15 protein-coding genes and 1 other RNA gene are annotated in these 18,301 nt (G+C 35.3%); 12 read left to right on the top strand and 4 right to left on the bottom strand.

Annotated elements, in window-relative coordinates:
- The first annotated feature begins 105 nt into the window (after positions 1-105).
- The 12 genes from CDZ89_RS10005 (at position 106) to CDZ89_RS10060 (ending at position 15,211) form a co-directional block, all read left to right on the top strand.
- Complete coding sequence (locus CDZ89_RS10005; protein WP_096154311.1) at positions 106-1,971, top strand: lysylphosphatidylglycerol synthase domain-containing protein; 1,866 nt, start codon at positions 106-108, stop codon at positions 1,969-1,971.
- 87 nt (positions 1,972-2,058) lie between these two features.
- On the top strand, positions 2,059-3,312 hold the full coding sequence (locus CDZ89_RS10010) for a diguanylate cyclase domain-containing protein (RefSeq protein WP_096154312.1): 1,254 nt from the start codon (positions 2,059-2,061) through the stop codon (positions 3,310-3,312).
- 146 nt (positions 3,313-3,458) lie between these two features.
- Complete coding sequence (locus CDZ89_RS10015) at positions 3,459-5,747, top strand: DEAD/DEAH box helicase (protein ID WP_096154313.1); 2,289 nt, start codon at positions 3,459-3,461, stop codon at positions 5,745-5,747.
- Complete coding sequence (locus CDZ89_RS10020) at positions 5,747-6,997, top strand: ribonuclease H-like domain-containing protein (protein WP_100333644.1); 1,251 nt, start codon at positions 5,747-5,749, stop codon at positions 6,995-6,997. Before CDZ89_RS10015 ends, CDZ89_RS10020 begins: the two co-directional genes overlap by 1 nt.
- Positions 6,998-7,321: 324 nt before the next feature.
- Entirely contained in the window at positions 7,322-7,756 is a 435-nt protein-coding gene (locus CDZ89_RS10025; protein WP_319830039.1) for a spore coat protein, read from the top strand.
- A 97-nt stretch (positions 7,757-7,853) separates the two neighbouring features.
- Positions 7,854-8,423 carry an SLOG family protein gene (locus tag CDZ89_RS10030; protein ID WP_100333645.1) on the top strand — a complete coding sequence of 190 codons (570 nt, stop codon included), beginning with the start codon at positions 7,854-7,856 and terminating at the stop codon, positions 8,421-8,423.
- A gap of 177 nt (positions 8,424-8,600) precedes the next feature.
- Positions 8,601-8,903 carry a cell division regulator GpsB gene (gene gpsB / locus CDZ89_RS10035; protein WP_096154316.1) on the top strand — a complete coding sequence of 101 codons (303 nt, stop codon included), beginning with the start codon at positions 8,601-8,603 and terminating at the stop codon, positions 8,901-8,903.
- 70 nt (positions 8,904-8,973) lie between these two features.
- Positions 8,974-9,360: RNase P RNA component class B (gene rnpB / locus CDZ89_RS10040), an RNA gene on the top strand.
- Positions 9,361-9,737: 377 nt separating this feature from the next.
- Positions 9,738-10,880, top strand: a complete 1,143-nt coding sequence (locus CDZ89_RS10045; protein WP_096154317.1) for a THUMP domain-containing class I SAM-dependent RNA methyltransferase — start codon at positions 9,738-9,740, stop codon at positions 10,878-10,880.
- A gap of 286 nt (positions 10,881-11,166) precedes the next feature.
- A complete protein-coding gene (locus tag CDZ89_RS10050; protein ID WP_096154318.1) occupies positions 11,167-11,349 on the top strand; it encodes a hypothetical protein in 183 nt (60 codons plus the stop codon).
- Positions 11,350-11,476: 127 nt separating this feature from the next.
- Complete coding sequence (locus CDZ89_RS10055) at positions 11,477-13,390, top strand: ATP-dependent DNA helicase (RefSeq protein WP_096156928.1); 1,914 nt, start codon at positions 11,477-11,479, stop codon at positions 13,388-13,390.
- A 309-nt stretch (positions 13,391-13,699) separates the two neighbouring features.
- Complete coding sequence (locus CDZ89_RS10060; protein WP_096154319.1) at positions 13,700-15,211, top strand: carboxypeptidase M32; 1,512 nt, start codon at positions 13,700-13,702, stop codon at positions 15,209-15,211.
- A 60-nt stretch (positions 15,212-15,271) separates the two neighbouring features.
- Here the strand turns inward: CDZ89_RS10060 and CDZ89_RS10065 are convergent, their stop codons facing one another.
- The 4 genes from CDZ89_RS10065 to CDZ89_RS10080 all read right to left on the bottom strand — a co-directional run bounded on the left by CDZ89_RS10065 (position 15,272) and on the right by CDZ89_RS10080 (position 18,275).
- Complete coding sequence (locus CDZ89_RS10065) at positions 15,272-16,915, bottom strand: b(o/a)3-type cytochrome-c oxidase subunit 1 (protein ID WP_100333646.1); 1,644 nt, start codon at positions 16,913-16,915, stop codon at positions 15,272-15,274.
- Complete coding sequence (locus CDZ89_RS10070; RefSeq protein ID WP_096154321.1) at positions 16,905-17,384, bottom strand: cytochrome c oxidase subunit II; 480 nt, start codon at positions 17,382-17,384, stop codon at positions 16,905-16,907. Before CDZ89_RS10070 ends, CDZ89_RS10065 begins: the two co-directional genes overlap by 11 nt.
- An 18-nt stretch (positions 17,385-17,402) precedes the next feature.
- Positions 17,403-17,552: a cytochrome c oxidase subunit 2A gene (locus CDZ89_RS10075; protein WP_096154322.1), complete on the bottom strand. Its 150-nt coding sequence runs from the start codon at positions 17,550-17,552 to the stop codon at positions 17,403-17,405.
- A gap of 276 nt (positions 17,553-17,828) precedes the next feature.
- Positions 17,829-18,275, bottom strand: coding sequence for a chemotaxis protein CheX (locus CDZ89_RS10080; RefSeq protein WP_227521489.1), 447 nt, complete (start codon positions 18,273-18,275; stop codon positions 17,829-17,831).
- Positions 18,276-18,301: the final 26 nt, after the last annotated feature.

Raw genomic sequence — 18,301 nt, forward strand, 5'->3', positions numbered from 1 at the left:
AGTAAGAAATAAATATATTAATGTATAAAAATACAATGGTAAGCACGTGAAAAATATGGTATTTTTGGAAGAGTTATATAGCTTACATGGTAAAGGAAGCTAAACATGTTAAAAAATACTTATTTGTTAAACGTATTAAAGGTTATTCTTCCTATAACTGTACTAGTTTTTGTATATGTTGAAGGAAAAAAACAATTTTATAATATAGATTTTGAACTAGTTACCTCTAAAATACAGGATATTGGAATTTTCTCCTTTTTTTACATCCTTTTTTTAGGGTGTTTTGCTGTTTCCTCCATGTACTTTTATGATGTATACATTACAAAAAAATTGTCCATAAAGCCTAATCAATTGTTTGGTAAGTCGTTTAGCTTTAATACATACGCCAATTTCCTAGGCTTCGGAGGCTTTGCTGGTGTTGGATTAAGATCATTTTTTTATCAAAAAGGAATGGAAAAGAAAAAGTTATTAAAATGGGTAACGGTAATTCTGCCATATATGATTATATTTCCGTCCATTATTGCATGGTTCGTTTTATGGAGTGAGTGGAAGAATCCTATCATCATTGAAAGTTACCCGTTTATGAAAATACCACTACTAATCATGTGTTTGTATGGGCCGTTTGTATTGTTTTTAGGTTCATTCTCCTTTCAGTTAAAGATAAGGGAGCAACTAAACTTAATTGGTGTTTCGTTTATAGAATGGATCTTAGCCTTTATCCTTTTTCTACAAGTTGCCTACATGCTTGGGATTGATGTGAACATTTACTATTTATTTATACTGTATTTCTTTGCGGTAGTTGTAGGGTTATTAAGTACGGTACCTGGTGGAGTAGGAGCTTTCGATTTCATATTATTGTTCGGTTTAGCTTCGTTACAAGTTACGGAAGAGAAAATTGTTGCCCTTCTTCTTTTATACCGAATAGTTTATTATGTTGTGCCTTTTATTATTAGTACGTTTTTACTCGTATTTTTTATACAAAAAGAAAATATGTGGAGTCGTATTATCCCAAATAAACAGACATTGTCCTTTTTGTCTCACCGGATTTCGACTTTTGGCGTTCTTATAGTAGGGGTTCTATTACTACTTTTTCCAGTAGTGCCAACGATTATCTATCGATTAAGATGGGCAAATGAGATTTTATCGATGCAGATGATGCAAGTATCCTTACAGATTTCTATTGCAATAGGAATTACTTTATTATTTTTAGCGAGGTCCATCTATGATCAAACGAAAAGAGCATACTACTTTACACTTTTCGTTTTAGTTGTTGGAGCATTTTTAAGTTTATCTAAAGGTTTTCACATAGGAGACTTTATTTTATTACTTATAGCATTGCTACTTCTAATAACGGCAAGAAGTCAATTTTATCGAATAAATACAGTCTATACACCGGAAAAAGCGATTATTGATAGCATTATTATAGGTTTTATATCACTTTGTTACGTATTTGTAGGAACCATTCAAATACCATATATTAAAAAATATGTACCAAGAATGCTGCAAGACTTGTTCTCATTAGATCAGCAGGCGCTATTAAATAACCTGACACTAGGTATCATCATCTCCATTATCATTGTGTATTTCGGGTTGTTTTGGAGAAAAAAACAAGCTGGTGCGCCATTGTTTGTAGTGTCTACCGAAAAGAAAAGAAAGCTTTTTCCAAAGAAAGAATTATATTTCTATAAGGATAAAAAAGGATATATTTATTATCAAAAGTGGATGGATAAAGTAATAATATTATCACCGTCTAGGCTAGATGTAGAAACATTAATAGTTTTTGCGAAAAAAGCGGATCAATTCGGTTATATTCCTATATTAGTTAATGTTTCAAATGATTTAGTGACTACGCTAAATAATAATGACTACTACTTTATTCATAGAAAAAACACATACGCTTTTCCAAAGATGATTTTACCTATTTGGGCAAAGTTATCCATTGTATGGTTAGAAAGAAATATGGAGAATTAATAGAGCTAAAATTTGCACCGTAAATTGTATATCGTTTAAAATTATATATAAGAATACTTTTAAATTTAGTGGACAGGTTGCGACGACATGAATAATAGATTAGTTCAGCATGATTTATTAGATATAAAAGAAGAATTAGAATTTATTTGGGAAAATACGTCTGACGCTATTTTTGTCTTAAATGAACATGGAGCGATTATAAAGGCAAACCCGTTTGTTGAAAAATTGTTTGGATGGTCAGAGGTTGAGCTATTAACAGAACAAATTCCGCCGTTTATTCCAGACAAATCGTTAATAAGTCAACGGAATTTTATTGAGCGCATAAAAAGCGAACGAACAATTAAAGATGTTTACCGTATGAGAACGAAAAGAAATGGTGAACAAATTGAAGTTCTCGCATCATATGAATTAGTTACATATAAAGATAGAAACGTGATTGTTGCAACTTATAAAGATGTTAGCGATTTAAAAGAAAGTGAACAAAGGTTTAAATCGTTATTTATGAACAACCCTGATGGAATTTGGTCTATTGATTTAGATGGAATTATAAATAGTGTAAACCCAGCTCTTGAGAAGCAACTGGGCTTCAAAGAAGAAGAGATAGTTGGCTCTCATTATAGCGAAATGAACGTTTGGAAAGATGAGAACGATTTTCAAAAAAATGCAGAACATCTTAATGCTACATTATCGGGGCAAACACAAGAATACGAGATTACTTTAACAAAGAAAGACACTCAAGAAGTGCAACTAGTAGTTAAAACAATCCCTATAACAGTAAGAGGGAAAATAGTCGGCCTATACGGAATTAATAAGGATATTACAAAGCAAAAACAATTAGAAAAAGAATTGGAAAGACTCGCATATACAGATAGTCTTACAGGACTACCTAATCGCAGAGCTGTTACAAATCTTATAGAAGAATCTTTAAATAATTCTAAAAAGATAGGCTTATTGTTTTTAGATATTGATGACTTTAAACAAATAAATGATAAATTAGGTCATGATGCAGGAGACCAGTTACTTATCCAATTTACAGATCGCGTGGAAAATATCGTTTTAACGTGTGGTCTTTTTGGAAGGTTAAGTGGGGATGAGTTTGTTGTTATCATTCAAAACCTTGAAAAAAGGGAACAAGCAGTTGAATTGGCCAAAAAAATACTACATGTGCTGATCCAACCTTTCCACTTAAGCGGAAAAGAAGTTCATATTTCGTCAAGTATCGGCATCGCATATTCTCCAGAACACGGCAAAAATAAAACAACTCTCTTAAAAAGTGCAGACAACGCATTGTACAGAGCAAAAGAACAAGGTAAAAACACACTGTATGTGTTCCAATCATAATGGATTATAAAGATACTACACACCGATGTAGTGTCTTTTTTTGTTCTATTATAAACTCAAGAATTTTATTCCATTATATATTACTTTACGAACAGAACGTTTATTCGCTAAAATAGAATATAACAATACCTGAGGTGGCGAAAACAATGTTTGGTAAAAAATCAGTGAGACAAATAATGGACTGGATGAAACAAGAGCCTAACATTTCATCGAATATAGTAAGGTGGGAAAAGATTCCCGCAAAAGAGGCAAAGTCTCTGCCGTTTCCTACTAACATGGACGAACGATTAAAATCCGCCTTTGAACAAAAGGGAATCTCTGCGCTTTATACACATCAGCATGAAGCTTTCGTAGCGGCTAAAGCCGGTAAACATTTCGTTGCAGTAACCCCAACTGCTTCTGGTAAAACGTTATGCTACAACTTACCAGTGCTTCAAAAAATACTAGAAGAAAAAGAAAGTAGAGCGTTATATTTATTCCCTACAAAAGCACTTGCACAAGATCAAAAAAGTGAGATAAATGAAATTATTGAAAAACTCGGAGTTCCCATAAACAGTTATACATATGACGGAGATACATCACCCAACATACGTCAACGAGTGAGAAAAGCAGGACATGTCGTCATCACAAATCCAGACATGTTACACTCTGGTATTTTGCCTCACCATACAAAATGGGTTTCCCTGTTCGAAAACTTACAATATGTTGTAATAGATGAACTACATACTTACCGTGGAGTGTTTGGAAGTCATGTGGCAAATGTAATACGTCGTTTGAAACGAATATGTAATTTTTATGGAAGTAATCCCACGTTCATTTGTACTTCTGCAACGATTGCCAACCCTAAAGAACTGGCAGAACAACTAACCGGGGAATCATTCCATCTCATTAATAAAAACGGTGCACCTTCTAGTACAAAACATTTCATATTTTATAACCCACCAATAGTGAATAAGCCGTTAAACATTAGGAGAAGTGCTACTCTAGAAGTACGTAACCTTGCAAGTGAATTTTTAAAACAAAAAATACAAACGATAGTGTTTGCCAAAAGTAGAGTAAGAGTAGAAATTCTATTAACTTACTTGCAAGAACTAGTAAAAAAAGATCTTGGCACTAAATCGATAAGAGGATATCGCGGCGGATATTTGCCTACGCAGCGAAGAGAAATAGAAAAAGGATTACGTAATGGGGAAATATACGGAGTTGTAAGTACGAATGCCTTAGAACTAGGTGTCGATATTGGTCAATTACAAGTGTGTATTATGACAGGGTATCCTGGGACCATTGCTAGTGCTTGGCAGCAAGCAGGACGAGCTGGAAGAAGACAAGGGGAAGCTGTAATCATTATGGTAGCAAGCTCAAATCCGTTAGACCAATATGTTATCCAGCACCCAGATTTCTTTTTAAAAAACAACCCAGAAACGGCAAGAATAAATCCAAACAATTTAATAATTTTAGTAGACCATATAAAATGTGCCGCATACGAGCTCCCATTTAAACAAGGGGAAACGTTTGACGGAGTAGAGTTAGATGATGTACTCGAATACTTAACAGAGGAACGTGTGTTACATGAAAATAATGGGAAATGGTACTGGATGAATGACGCATTTCCTGCTCATAACATTAGCCTGCGCTCCGCTTCGCAAGAAAATGTCATCATCATTGACCAAACAAACGCACCTGCCAATAAAGTAATTGGAGAAATGGATCGCTTTAGTGCGATGACACTTTTACATGATGAGGCAATTTATTTACATCAAGGAACTCAATTTCAAGTAGAAAAACTAGACTGGGAAGAGAAAAAAGCGTTTGTACGAGAAGTGAATGTTGATTATTTCACGGATGCAAATTTAGCAGTACAGCTTGATGTTTTAGAAGTAGATAAAAACAAGCAACTTCAACAAATAAATCTCTCTTATGGAGACGTTTCAGTAAGAGCGATGGCAACCATTTTTAAGAAGATTAAATTCGATACCCATGAAAACATCGGATCAGGACCAATACATCTACCAGAGGAAGAACTCCATACGAATGGGGCATGGCTGCAATTTTCTGATGAGCTTATTGCAACGTATTCAGGTGATGAACTTGAGAAGGTATTACTAGCAATTTCTCACGCGTTAAAGCATGTGGCACCATTAAGGTTAATGTGCGATCCATCAGACGTCCATGTTGTACCACAAATACGCTCCACTCATGACGAAAAACCAGTGATCTACCTTTATGATCGTTATCCAGGTGGAGTAGGTCTTAGTGAAAAAGCATATGAAGATCTTGAAAGTTTACTTACTTCATCTTTAGAACTCATCGAATCTTGTCCTTGTGAATCTGGTTGTCCATCTTGTGTAGGTGGAGAAGATGAAACAATGCATATGAAAACGGATAGTTTAATGTTGTTAAAATCGGTTGTATATCAATTAAAGGGTGTTAAGTAATGAAGTTAAAAAACAAACTAAACCGACTAAAAACTCATATGAAGCATGAGTCTGTTCCTGTAGAATCGACTGTGAAGGAAGTAAATAAACAGCCCGAACAGATAGATATTCCCTACAAAGAGCAGTGGCAAGAATTTCAAACAAGAGTATATAACTATGAAGAGCAACATTGCTTAATAAGAGAAGTTGAATATCCGTTAGAATACAAACATGGGAACTACAAGCTAGGTGAATTAGTTCATATAGTAGAAAAATGGAATCAATCAGTAAATGAACATCCTTTATCAAGTAAGGGACACTTAGCAACTGACCTATTTTTCTTTGATACAGAGACAACTGGATTAAGTGGTGGAGCGGGTACGACTATATTTCTCTTGGGCTATGCAAAAATAGAGAAGGATAAAGTGGTAATTAGGCAACATTTTTTACCACAGCCTGGAAATGAAATTGCCTTGTATCAATCGTTTTTGGAAAAAGTAGACTACACAACGCTCGTAACTTACAACGGAAAAGCTTTTGATTGGCCTCAAGTAAAAACTCGTCACACACTAATTAAAGAACATGTTCCGAAATTACCATCATTCGGTCACTTTGACTTATTGCATGCATCCAGAAGATTTTGGAAAAATGAGCTAGAAGCAGTACGATTATCTATAGTGGAAAAAGAAAAATTGGCAATCTATCGGGAACATGATACACCTGGATTTTTAGCTCCGATGCTTTATTTTGATTTTTTAAAAACACAAAATCCAGAAGGTATAAAAGGAATACTCATCCATAATGAAATAGATGTGTTGTCTCTTATCAACCTATACATTCACTTGTCCAATTTATTATTAACCGAAGCTGAAACAATGACAAAGGAAGAGAAATACGAAGTTGCGAGATGGTTTGATTCATTAGGGGATAAAGAAACGGCAGCATCTGTTTATGAAGAAGTAAAAGATGAGTCTTGGAAAGCATGCTTTAAGCTTGGGTTATTAAAGAAAAAAAACAAAGAAATGGACCTAGCAGAGTCATATTTCACACAGGCATTCCATGATAATTTAAATGACAGAAAATATGAAGCTGGCATTGAGCTTGCAAAACACTATGAGCATACTCATAAAAACATGGAAAAAGCATTAGATTATTCGTATCAATCTTTAGATCTTTGCAAAGAGATTAACGATCCATTCAAGTCAGAGAAACTTGTGAAAGATATAGAAAAGAGAATACAACGACTGTTGAAGAAAAAACAAGGTAAATAGTACTACAAATTTCCACTAATAGTTCGTTGCAACAGTTCTTCTAAAAATGTAAAATTAATATTTGGAAAGAGAAGAAAACAGATATTTTATTTTTGGGAGAGAAGAAAGTTGTCTAGGTTGATTTTATGTCTTTTTTTCATCATGATTGGCTTAACAGTATTTATTTTAAGTAACATTAAAGGCTCTATTTACACAACTCTTTAGTAGGCAAAAGTTTATCTATATGAAAAATAGGTGTTTGTATTAGTACATGTATACCCCTTTCAACATAGTTTGTTAATGTAAAGAAAAACAAATTACAAATTTTGAAGGGAGAAAGAAAATATGCATATGCATCACTGTAGACCTAATGTAACAGCACCTATCGTTCATCCTACTAAATGTTGTGTGAAAAACTTATACTCTGTGACGGAAGTTCCTCACATTCATCCATCACACACAACTTATGTAAACAACCAAATGTACCAACATAAGCACTATCACCCACACACTGATTCTGTAGTAAACAACGTACAACAACAACACTTTAACGCAGGACCAGGATATCCTCAAGGAATGGGACCAGGAATGGTAGCAGGTGCTCAGTCAGGACCAGGATTCGGACCAGGAATGGGCGGACCAGGATTCGGACCAGGAATGGGCGGACCAGGATATGGACCAGGTCCAGGTATGGTAGCAGGTGCTCAAACGAACATGCCAGGTATGGTAGCAGGCGCTCAAACAGGTATGCCTGGTTGGGGTAAAGGTTGTAACAGATAATTGACACAATCCGATAAAAAATGTAATGATAAAAGGACTGGTCTAAAAGGCCAGTTCTTTTTTTTTCATTACGAAAATATAATGGGAAGGGATAACGATGAAAGTCTTAACTCTTACTGGATATAAAGCACAAGAACTTCAAATATTTAAACAAGACAATCCAGCAGTAGATGTGATCAAATTAGCAATAAAAAGAAGGCTGGTAAACTTATTAGAAGAACATGAAGAATTAGAGTGGATATTAATTAGTGGCCAACTTGGCGTTGAACTTTGGGGAGCTGAAGTAGTATTCGACTTACAAGAAGATTGGCCACAGCTGAAATTAGCTGTCATCACTCCTTTTTTGGAACAAGAAGAAAGTTGGAATGAGACGAATAAAGAGTATTATGAATTTATTCTTTCACAAGCAGACTACGTTGATTCTGTGACAAAAAAGAAATACGAAAATCCAAACCAGTTCCGGCTAAAAAATCAATTTCTTATACAAAAATCGGATGGTTTACTAGTTGTTTACGACGAAGAGAAGACGGGTAATCCAAAATACATAGTGGATTTAGCTAAACAAAAGCAAAGTTTCACAAACCAAACCTTCCAAATTATTTATATTGATTTTTATGAGTTGCAATTAATTATGGAAGAGATAAATGAACAAAAACAACAGTATTGAATTTGAAATTGGTTCACTTACCTTACTAATTTATAGTAAACTAATTGTATTAATCGTTTTTCTTACTATAGTCATATTTTATGAAATTCACTCGACTGTCAAAGTAAATTGACAAGTTGAACATTTTTTGAAAAAATATAAGAAGAAAATATTGGTTAAGTGATAGAGGTGAAGAAGATGCTTTCAGATAAAATTAAACTAACTGCAAAAGAAATTTTAGAACAAGAATTTAAAACGGCGATGCGTGGTTATAAACAAGAAGATGTTGATAAATTTTTAGATCAAATTATTAAAGATTATGAAACGTTTCATCAAGAATATGAAATTCTACAACAAGAAAATGCAAAACTAAAGAAACAATTAGAAGATACGTCAAAAAAACCAGTGGCAAGTGCCAATTCTGGTTCTACTAACTTTGATATTCTACGCAGATTATCTAATTTAGAAAAACATGTTTTCGGTAGTAAACTTTACGAATAATTTTTTTACAAAAACTTACAGTTGAAATTTGAACTAATTTTTATTATACTAAGTAACGTTGACATCAATAATAGTCGGGTAATCGCTACGGTTTACGCCGTAGAGGAAAGTCCATGCTCGCACAGGCTGCGATGCCTGTAGTGTTCGTGCCTAGCGAATTCATAAGCTAGGGTAGCTTGGTTTAGACGAGGCTAACGGCAGGGAAAGCACCTAAGTCCAATCGGATATGGTGTTAATACCTTGAAAGTGCCACAGTGACGTAGTCCAATCAGAAATGATTGGAGTGGAACGAGGTAAACCCCTCGAGCGAGAAACCCAAATAATGGTAGGGGCATCTTCTCTAAGGAATTGAACGATGAGAAGAACAGATCTCTAGAATCTGTAGACAGATGATTACCACCGGAGTACGAGGTGCAATCCGCTTGTAGTACGACGGTACAGAACATGGCTTACAGACTGTTATTGGATGGAATGTCACATTTTATCTTTTCAAATGATGAGCTCTCCTTTTATAGGGGAGCTTTTGTCATACGTTTAAAAATATATTTCTTTCCCTTTATTCTCAAATTGTTTTCCTGTAATATTGTAATCGGAATATGTGGAATAATAAGGTTGTGTTAAAGCTTAGTGTTGATATTTAATACTTACCTGTTGATTTCCGTGCAAGGCTGAGACTCCTGCGGGAGAAGCGGGGAGCGGGGAGACCCCACAGGCGCTTGCGCCGAGGAGGCTCCCGGCCCGCCCGCGGAAAGCGAGGCCTTGCACGGAAATCATCAGCAACCCTTAACACAGCCGACAATAAAAGTATCTATACATAAGTTAGGGTGTTTTTAAATGGGTAAATATAAGATTATAGCAACTGCGGCAATGGGATTAGAGTCGCTAGTTGGACAAGAAGTGAAAAATTTAGGTTATGATTGTACGGTTGACAACAGTAAAGTTATTTTTGAAGGAGACGAGCTTGCTATTGCAAGAGCGAACCTTTGGTTACGTACTGCAGATCGAATTAAAATTCAAGTAGCTCAATTTAAAGCAACAACGTTCGATCAATTATTTGAAGGTACAAAAGCAATTAGATGGGGAGATTTTCTACCAAAAGATGCTGAGTTTCCTGTAATAGGTAAGTCGGTTAAATCTCAGTTAGCAAGTGTACCTGATTGCCAAGGTATCGTTAAAAAAGCGATTGTAGATAAAATGAAGCAAACGTACAATATCCAATCAGCTTGGTTAGAAGAAAGTGGATCGATGTATAGAGTAGAAGTGGCTATTTTAAAAGATGTCGTTACTCTTACATTAGATGCAAGTGGGTCTGGCCTTCATAAACGAGGTTATCGAGTTGGACAGGGTGGAGCACCTATAAAAGAAACATTAGCAGCAGCACTAGTTCTATTAACGAATTGGCGAGCAGACAAACCATTTGTTGATCCGTTTTGTGGTTCAGGTACTATTCCTATTGAAGCTGCTTTAATTGGGCAAAATATTGCACCTGGGTTTAATCGAGATTTCGCTTCGGAAGAATGGGCTTGGATGAATAAAGAGATATGGGATAAAGCTCGACAAGAAGTAGAAGATGTTGCAAATTATGATCAAGAATTAGACATTGCTGGATATGATATAGACCATAGAATGATCCAAATTGCTAAAGACAATGCGTTTGAAGCTGGTTTAGGTGAACTCATTGACTTTAAACAAATGCAAGTCCGTGATTTTACAACGAAAAAAGAATTTGGAGTTATCGTTGGAAATCCTCCTTATGGTGAACGATTAGGGGACCAACCGGCTGTGGAGCATATGTATAGAGAGATGGGAGAAGCATTCCGTCCGTTTGATACATGGTCCGTTTACATGTTAACTTCGCATGAAGGCTTCGAAGAACTTTACGGAAAACAAGCAACGAAAAAAAGAAAGCTATTCAACGGCTTTATCAAAACAGATTATTATCAATACTGGGGCAAAAGACCGCCTAAAACGAACTAACACCGAACTTGTTTCGGTGTTTTTTTTACGTTCTTTTTGGCTTTTTAGTTAGTATTTTTGTTCTTTATTAAATATGTTTCACTATAAGGAATGTAATGTATTTTTTTCGTTTACTGTTTATTTAATTGTACAACCTTTAACTATACATTTTTATGTATACGTACAACGTTTACATTCCAAACTAACGATGAACATCGATATGCGTTCGGAAGTATAAATGAATTCATATCTTCATACAATATCTTTAAAGTAGATAATTGAACATTTTATAGGAGGAAAGCAAGTTATGGGGTTAAATGGTCAAGATTTAATGAGGATTTCGAAAGCTTTAGAGAATAGCTATAATAGATTGAAAGAGGAATTTTCTAATGAGACTGATGCAATGAAAGTATTAGAAGGAGCAAAAAATCAATATAGAAGCGCGTTGAAATATGCTTCTTCTAGAACAGAAATTAAAGTTAGAAATTAAAATGAATGAAGCAGGAAAGCGAGCGCTGTATAGCGAAATTACATAGTTGGACGAATTCACTTGACAAATGGCTATTTTTTTTCAATAATGGTCAGATGTCTAAATAATATTCGGAGGTCTATGTATGATGAATCGCCTTCCTTTTCCAATGAAAAAAGGGGATAACTTTTTCGATAAATTAAACGAGTGGATTGGAGATGTTTTTTATGACATTCTACCTGAAGCTGGTTTTGAATTAAGAGATGAACAAATTTATATGGCGTTTCAATTAGAGCGAGCATATAAAGAGAAATCAATTATGTTTGCCGAAGCGGGTGTTGGGACAGGCAAAACAATTGTTTACTTGTTATATGCTATTTGTTATGCGCGTTACATAGGCAAGCCTGCTATTATTGCATGTGCGGACGAGTCGTTAATTGAACAGCTAGTAAAAGCGGAAGGTGACATCGCCAAGATCTCTAAAGTTCTTGATGTTACGATTGATGCGAGATTAGCAAAGTCACCTGATCAATATGTTTGCTTAAACAAATTAGATAAAGCAATGAGCTTTGAAAATAATGAGAAAATAAATAATGTGTATGATACATTGCCGGACTTTGTAGGCAAGTATGAGGCCATGCAGTCTTTTCATCATTATGGCGATCGAAAAGATTATCCATCCTTAACGGATGAAGAGTGGAATACAATTGGCTGGGATAGTTTTCAAGATTGTTTTACTTGTGAAAAGCGACACCGTTGCGGACAAACTTTATCAAGAGATTTTTATAGAAAATCAACAGATATTATTATTTGTTCACATGATTTCTATATGGAGCATGTTTGGACGAAAGAGAAGCGCAAGAGGGAAGGGCAGTTGCCGTTACTTCCAGAAGCATCTAGCGTTGTGTTTGACGAAGGGCATTTATTAGAATATGCAGCACAAAAAGCTTTAACTTATAAAATTAAAAACCGTACAGTGGAAGAGTTACTTACTCGCTTGTTAGGAAACGACCTTCGCGAGGAATTTTCCCTGACAGTTGAAGAAGCAATTGAAGCAAGTGATGCCTTTTTCAGTTTGTTAGAGAAAAACACATCTAAGGTTGACGGGTCTAATCGTATGAGATTTAGCCTATCAGCAAGTGTATTAGAAAGTGCTAACTATTTGTTTAAAAAAGTAGAGCAAATTGGAATAGAGCTAGTATACGAGGGCGAGCTGCACACAATTGATCATTATCAACTTCATATAGTGGAAGAGTATTTAGATAATATAGAGTTTTTATTAAAACTTTTACTATCAAAAGAAGATGTAATTTTCTGGGCAGAACAAACAGTAGAAGACACTACGTTAGTTGTTATGCCTAAGACGGTTGAAACGGTATTGAAAGAAAATGTTTTTAATAAAGAAATTCCATTTGTATTCTCATCTGCAACTCTAGCGGAAGATAATTCTTTTGATTTCCTAGCAAAAAGCTTAGGTATTCAAAAATACACGTCGTTTACGATAGCATCTCCATTTGACTATGATGAAAAAATGAAAATCTATATACAAACGGCTGCTAGTAACGAACAAAAATATGAGGCATGTAAAAAAGCTATTGTGCGAACGGAAGGACGAGCATTGCTGTTGTTTTCATCACGAGAAGAACTGCAATGGTTTAAAGAAAATAACTCGAATTTATCGTCGTACAAGTTCTTATATGAGGGTGAAGCAGAGATTAGCCAGTTAGTATCTACTTTCCAACAAGAAGAAGCGACGGTTTTATGTGCCTATCACTTGTGGGAAGGGTTAGACATACCAGGTACTTCTTTAAGTAACGTTATTATTTGGTCATTGCCATACCCGCCAAATGATCCAGTTTTTGAGGCAAAGAGAAAAGGTTTAAATGATGCTTTAAACGAACTGGATGTACCTTATATGGTTTTACGATTACGTCAAGGTATCGGCAGACTAATAAGAACTTCCGAAGACGAAGGTGAAATTACAATCTTCATCTCTGACAAAGAACAAAAACAAGTAGTAGACAAAGTAATCTCCATACTACCAACTAAAGTGGAAAGTTAATAATAGTATTTTCTTTTGTTTTTAATACTTGTGAAGTTGATGATAGCACGAGGCGCGAGACTCCTGCGGGAGAAGTGTGTCAAGGGAGACCCCACAGGCGCCATGCGCCGAGGAGGCTCCCGAGACCACCCGCGGAAAGCGAGTGACTCGTGCTATCATCAACAGTTAGTAGCGCATATTTTGCTCAAAACCATAAGAAAAGCATGTTGTCTCTATGAGATTCTATGCTTTTTTTATATTAATAGCATATTTCCAGAAAATTATGTATTCTATTACTTGTATACATTAAGCAAGGGGGAATGTTTCACTATGTCATTAGAACAGCTAACAAAACAATACGAAGAAACAAAAAAGAGAATCGCAAGCTATGAAGAAGCAATAGCACTAATGTTTTGGGATATGAGAACAGGAGCACCGAAAAAAGGCTTAGAACAACGCTCTGAAGTTATCGGAATGCTTTCTTCTGATGCCTTCAAACTATCCACATCTAAAGAGTTTGAAGAAGTACTACATGCATTATTAGAAGAAGAAAACTTTCATCAAGTTTCAGAAATTATGCAAAAATCCTTATTAGAAAGTAAAAAGGATTTTGACAGAAACAAAAAAATACCAGTAGAAGAATACCAAGACTATATTGTACTATCTACAAAATCGGAAGCTGTTTGGGAAGACGCAAAAGAAAAATCAGACTTCTCCATGTTACAGCCATATTTGGAAAAGTTAGTTGCATATAACAAAAAATTCATTGAATACTGGGGCTTTGAAGGAAATAAATACAATACGTTATTAGACATGTTTGAACCAGGAATGACAGTTGAAAAATTAGATCAAGTATTTGGGCAATTAAAAGAACATATTGTACCACTAGTAAAATCTATTAGTGAGTCTGATTATAAAATAGATGCAAGTTCACTTTTATTCCACTTCCCGAAAGATAAGCAGAAAGAATTTAGTCTGGAAGTTTTGAAAGAGTTGGATTATGATTTTTCAGCTGGTCGGCTAGACGAAACCGTTCATCCTTTTGCAGTTGGAATAAACCCTGGAGACGTTCGTGTTACAACGAAATATGATGAAAATGATTTCCGCACAGCAGTTTTTGGAACAATTCATGAATGTGGTCATGCTTTATATGAACAAAATGTTTCAACGGATCTAATTGGAACTGGACTATGTAGTGGGACTTCTATGGGGATTCATGAATCACAATCGCTATTCTATGAAAACTTTGTAGGGAGAAATTATTCATTCTGGAAGCGCCATTATAACCGTTTAAACGTATGTGCTGATGGCAAGTTTTCCGATATGAACTTAGATTCTTTCTACGAATCTATTAATGAGGCAAAACCTTCTTTAATTCGTATTGAAGCAGATGAGTTAACGTATTGTTTGCACATCATCATTCGCTATGAATTAGAAAAATCTTTATTTAACGATGAAATTACTGTGGAAGATCTTCCATCTCAATGGAATGCAAAATATGAACAGTATTTAGGAATCACACCTCCAAATGACGCAAAAGGAGTACTACAAGACGTGCACTGGTCGGGAGGAAGTTTCGGTTACTTCCCATCGTACGCATTAGGATATATGTACGCAGCACAACTAAAACAAGCAATGCTGAAAGACATACCAAACTTCGATCAAAAACTAGAAAACGGCGAACTTAAAGAAATAAAAGAGTGGTTATCAGAAAAAGTACACAAACACGGAAAAATGAAAAAACCACTAGAAATCCTAAAAGACGTAACAGGGGAAGAATTAAATGTTACACACTTAATTTATTACCTAGAAGAAAAGTACAAAACACTTTATAAGCTATAAAATAAAACCCGCAATGACATCAAAGTCATTGCGGGTTTATTTGACCAAATGCAACATGTTTTACCAGAACTTGAACCCTTTAGAACCTGGCGGTGCATTTTGTATCATATCTATAAATGGTATCGTGTAAGCAAAAAGAATTAACGCTACCGTAATACCAATCCATAGCTTCCAGTTTTCAAAAACAAGTGGTGTTCTTTCTGCTTGTTCCGCCACTTCACCAACAGGGAATTCTTCCACGCCAATAGGAGCAAAGAAGGCCAAGTTAACGAAAATCACTAGAACAATAATGATACCGATGAAAAGGATTGATCCACCAATTGCTTGGAACAATTGATAAGGTACCCATTCTAATGCTTGCGGTGCATTTCCGTAAGTTGAGAAAGAAGAACGACGTGGTGCACCAAGAAGTCCTGCCATATGCATAGAACCTGACATAATTGCCATACCTACAGACCAAACGATTGTTTGAATAATACCTAGACGGTTCATAGCTTTCGTTAATTTACGACCAGTTAAGTGTGGAACTAACCAATACATAATACCAAAGAAAGTTAAAATTACAGATGTAGCTAACGTTAAGTGAAAGTGACCAGTAACCCAAATAGTATTATGAACTACTTGGTTTAACTGATGACTCGCGTTTACTAATCCACCAGCACCAGCTGGGATAAAGAATAACATACCAACAAATAAAGAGAAGAATCGCGCATCGCCCCACGGAAGCTTCTTAAACCATCCAAATAGCCCTGTAGCCCCTTTAGAACGACCATAAAGCTCAAATGTTGCAAAAAGAGAGAAAGCAGTCATTAAAGAAGGAATAACTACCATAAATGTTAAAATAACTTGGAAGAACTTCCAGTTCGGATCAATTCCTGGCTCTGTTAACTGATGGTGAAAACCTACAGGAATAGAGAAAAGTAAAAATAGAATGAAAGATAATCTTGCTAAAGAATCAGAGAAAATCTTCCCGCCAATAATTTTTGGAATAATAACATACCATGCCATATATGCAGGTAATAACCAGAAATATACTAACGGATGGCCAAAATACCAGAATAATGTTCTACTTACTAAAACATCAATTGTATCAACTAACCCTAAAGACCATGGTAAGAATTGAACTAATACAGTAGCAGCTACTCCAAGAGTCGCAACTAACCACATAATCATATTAACAATAACCATAAAGCTTAATAATGGACTTACTTTTCCAGGATTCGCTTTCTTCCATTTCCCGTAATGAGTAAACATTGCAAATCCACTTACCCAGCTACCAACAACAACGAAAACTAATCCGATGTAGAAAGCAGGGTGGGCCATTAAAGGCGCATAAAATGTATAAAGAACAGTTGCTTGGTTTAATAGAATAGTAGTTGCTGTTGTAGCAGTACCAATTGTCATTAACCAAAAACCAACCCACCCTGCCTTGCGAACACCAGGAGTAAATGTGCCAGATGTTTTACTTAAAGCAGCGATTTGAAATCCGATAATAAAGAATGTAGTAAGAACAAGTGCAAGTAAAACACCATGAACAGTAAGCAATTGGTAATAACCAATTCCAGCTGGTAACGTATATTCACCTGAACGAACTAATGTTTGAAGTAAACCTGCAAGACCACCTAATAGTAAAGCGATAAAAGCAACGTATAGGTGAGCCATTGCCAATTTTCCATCACGTTTGTCTACTGCATTACTCAACATCTTTTTTCACCTCAAATCTAGAAGTCATCATATGATGACCAACTCCGCAATACTCGTTACATAAAACTAAAAATTCGCCTTCTTTATTAAAAGTTTGAGTATAAGTGCTAACATAACCTGGTTCAACCATCATGTTAATGTTTGTTCCAGCTACTTGGAAACCATGTACAACATCTGGAGTTGTCACGCTAATATGAACGGTAGCACCTAGTGGAATTTCCACATGACTTGGCTCATAATGGAAAGCAGATGCAATCATAATTAACTCATATTCATTGTCGCCGATCTTTTTTAATCCCGGCTCATCAAATGGAGCTGTAACATATACTCTCTCCGGATCAATCGTTACCGCACAACTCGGAGGTTGATTCCCCATGTAAAAAGCACTAACACCGATAGTAGTTAAAAATAAAATTAATGTAGTAATACCGAATATTAACCAAATTTTTTCAAACTTATGAATATGCATTTCAATTTCACCCCTTATTTATAAACGATTTAAGAATAGTAGAAAAACACCAACCCACGTAAAGATTAAAAAGAAACCTAGAATAAATACAGCTGTTAATGTGCCACGCAAGTTCGATGGAGTTTTTGTTTGAACAACTGTTTTTTTGCCGATTTCAGTTTTTGCCATTGTAACTAACTCCTTTCTGCAAATGCCTTTCTTATCTTCATGTTACAAAAAAAATTGGAAATGAATAGATGTTTTCTGCGTGTTCACAAATGGTTCATTAACCCTTTTAAAACTATGTATATAGTGAAAAACCGAAGTGACAATAGAAAAGGTTATTAAATAGGAAGAACAATTGTGAAATAAATGTGAAGTGTGATTTGGACCGTTGCGTTTCATCTAATGTTATGAAACAGAAATGGGGAAAAATAAAAAGAGCCTCCGATGGAAACTCTTTGTTTACAATTCGATCATTAATGAAAATTTACTATGATCGGGTAGTTTTACTGGTGCACATACTGTATGTAACGATGAATGAGTTTTAATTTCTTGAAAAATTATACTAGGTGGTGTAATATCTGTTTTCAGGCCAATTTGGGAAACATAATTAGATAAGTTGCCAGCAATCATATTACCAAGTTCACCTGTGAAGGAATGGAGCATTTCTCCTTCTAGTTGCATACCAAACATTGTTTCACTTAATTTTTGAAAAACATCAGATTCTCCAAAAATGAAAAGTTGTGCTTGTAGGTCACCTGTTAACTGGATGGAAACGCCCATAGAAATAGAAGTCATTGTATTTTCGATGATTGTAGGTTCTTCGAAGGATAAAGTTAATGGAATTACTGACTTAACTGAATCGATTGTACCGAATAAAAGGTCGTGTATTCTATCGTTTTTCACCATAACAACATCCTTTTTCTGAATAATAT

Origin of the sequence: Bacillus alkalisoli, assembly GCF_002797415.1 — a bacterium.
Taxonomy (GTDB): Bacteria; Bacillota; Bacilli; order Bacillales; family Bacillaceae_I; genus Bacillus_CD; species Bacillus_CD alkalisoli.

Excerpts from the sequence above, each read along its gene's own strand:
- CDZ89_RS10055 (WP_096156928.1), top strand. The coding sequence starts at position 11,477 with ATGAATCGCCTTCCTTTTCCAATGAAAAAAGGGGATAACTTTTTCGAT.
- CDZ89_RS10065 (WP_100333646.1), bottom strand. The coding sequence starts at position 16,915 with ATGTTGAGTAATGCAGTAGACAAACGTGATGGAAAATTGGCAATGGCT.
- CDZ89_RS10025 (WP_319830039.1), top strand. The coding sequence starts at position 7,322 with ATGCATATGCATCACTGTAGACCTAATGTAACAGCACCTATCGTTCAT.
- CDZ89_RS10075 (WP_096154322.1), bottom strand. The coding sequence starts at position 17,552 with ATGGCAAAAACTGAAATCGGCAAAAAAACAGTTGTTCAAACAAAAACT.
- CDZ89_RS10015 (WP_096154313.1), top strand. The coding sequence starts at position 3,459 with ATGTTTGGTAAAAAATCAGTGAGACAAATAATGGACTGGATGAAACAA.
- CDZ89_RS10020 (WP_100333644.1), top strand. The coding sequence starts at position 5,747 with ATGAAGTTAAAAAACAAACTAAACCGACTAAAAACTCATATGAAGCAT.
- CDZ89_RS10030 (WP_100333645.1), top strand. The coding sequence starts at position 7,854 with ATGAAAGTCTTAACTCTTACTGGATATAAAGCACAAGAACTTCAAATA.
- CDZ89_RS10070 (WP_096154321.1), bottom strand. The coding sequence starts at position 17,384 with ATGCATATTCATAAGTTTGAAAAAATTTGGTTAATATTCGGTATTACT.
- CDZ89_RS10005 (WP_096154311.1), top strand. The coding sequence starts at position 106 with ATGTTAAAAAATACTTATTTGTTAAACGTATTAAAGGTTATTCTTCCT.
- CDZ89_RS10010 (WP_096154312.1), top strand. The coding sequence starts at position 2,059 with ATGAATAATAGATTAGTTCAGCATGATTTATTAGATATAAAAGAAGAA.
- gpsB (WP_096154316.1), top strand. The coding sequence starts at position 8,601 with ATGCTTTCAGATAAAATTAAACTAACTGCAAAAGAAATTTTAGAACAA.
- CDZ89_RS10045 (WP_096154317.1), top strand. The coding sequence starts at position 9,738 with ATGGGTAAATATAAGATTATAGCAACTGCGGCAATGGGATTAGAGTCG.
- CDZ89_RS10050 (WP_096154318.1), top strand. The coding sequence starts at position 11,167 with ATGGGGTTAAATGGTCAAGATTTAATGAGGATTTCGAAAGCTTTAGAG.
- CDZ89_RS10080 (WP_227521489.1), bottom strand. The coding sequence starts at position 18,275 with ATGGTGAAAAACGATAGAATACACGACCTTTTATTCGGTACAATCGAT.
- CDZ89_RS10060 (WP_096154319.1), top strand. The coding sequence starts at position 13,700 with ATGTCATTAGAACAGCTAACAAAACAATACGAAGAAACAAAAAAGAGA.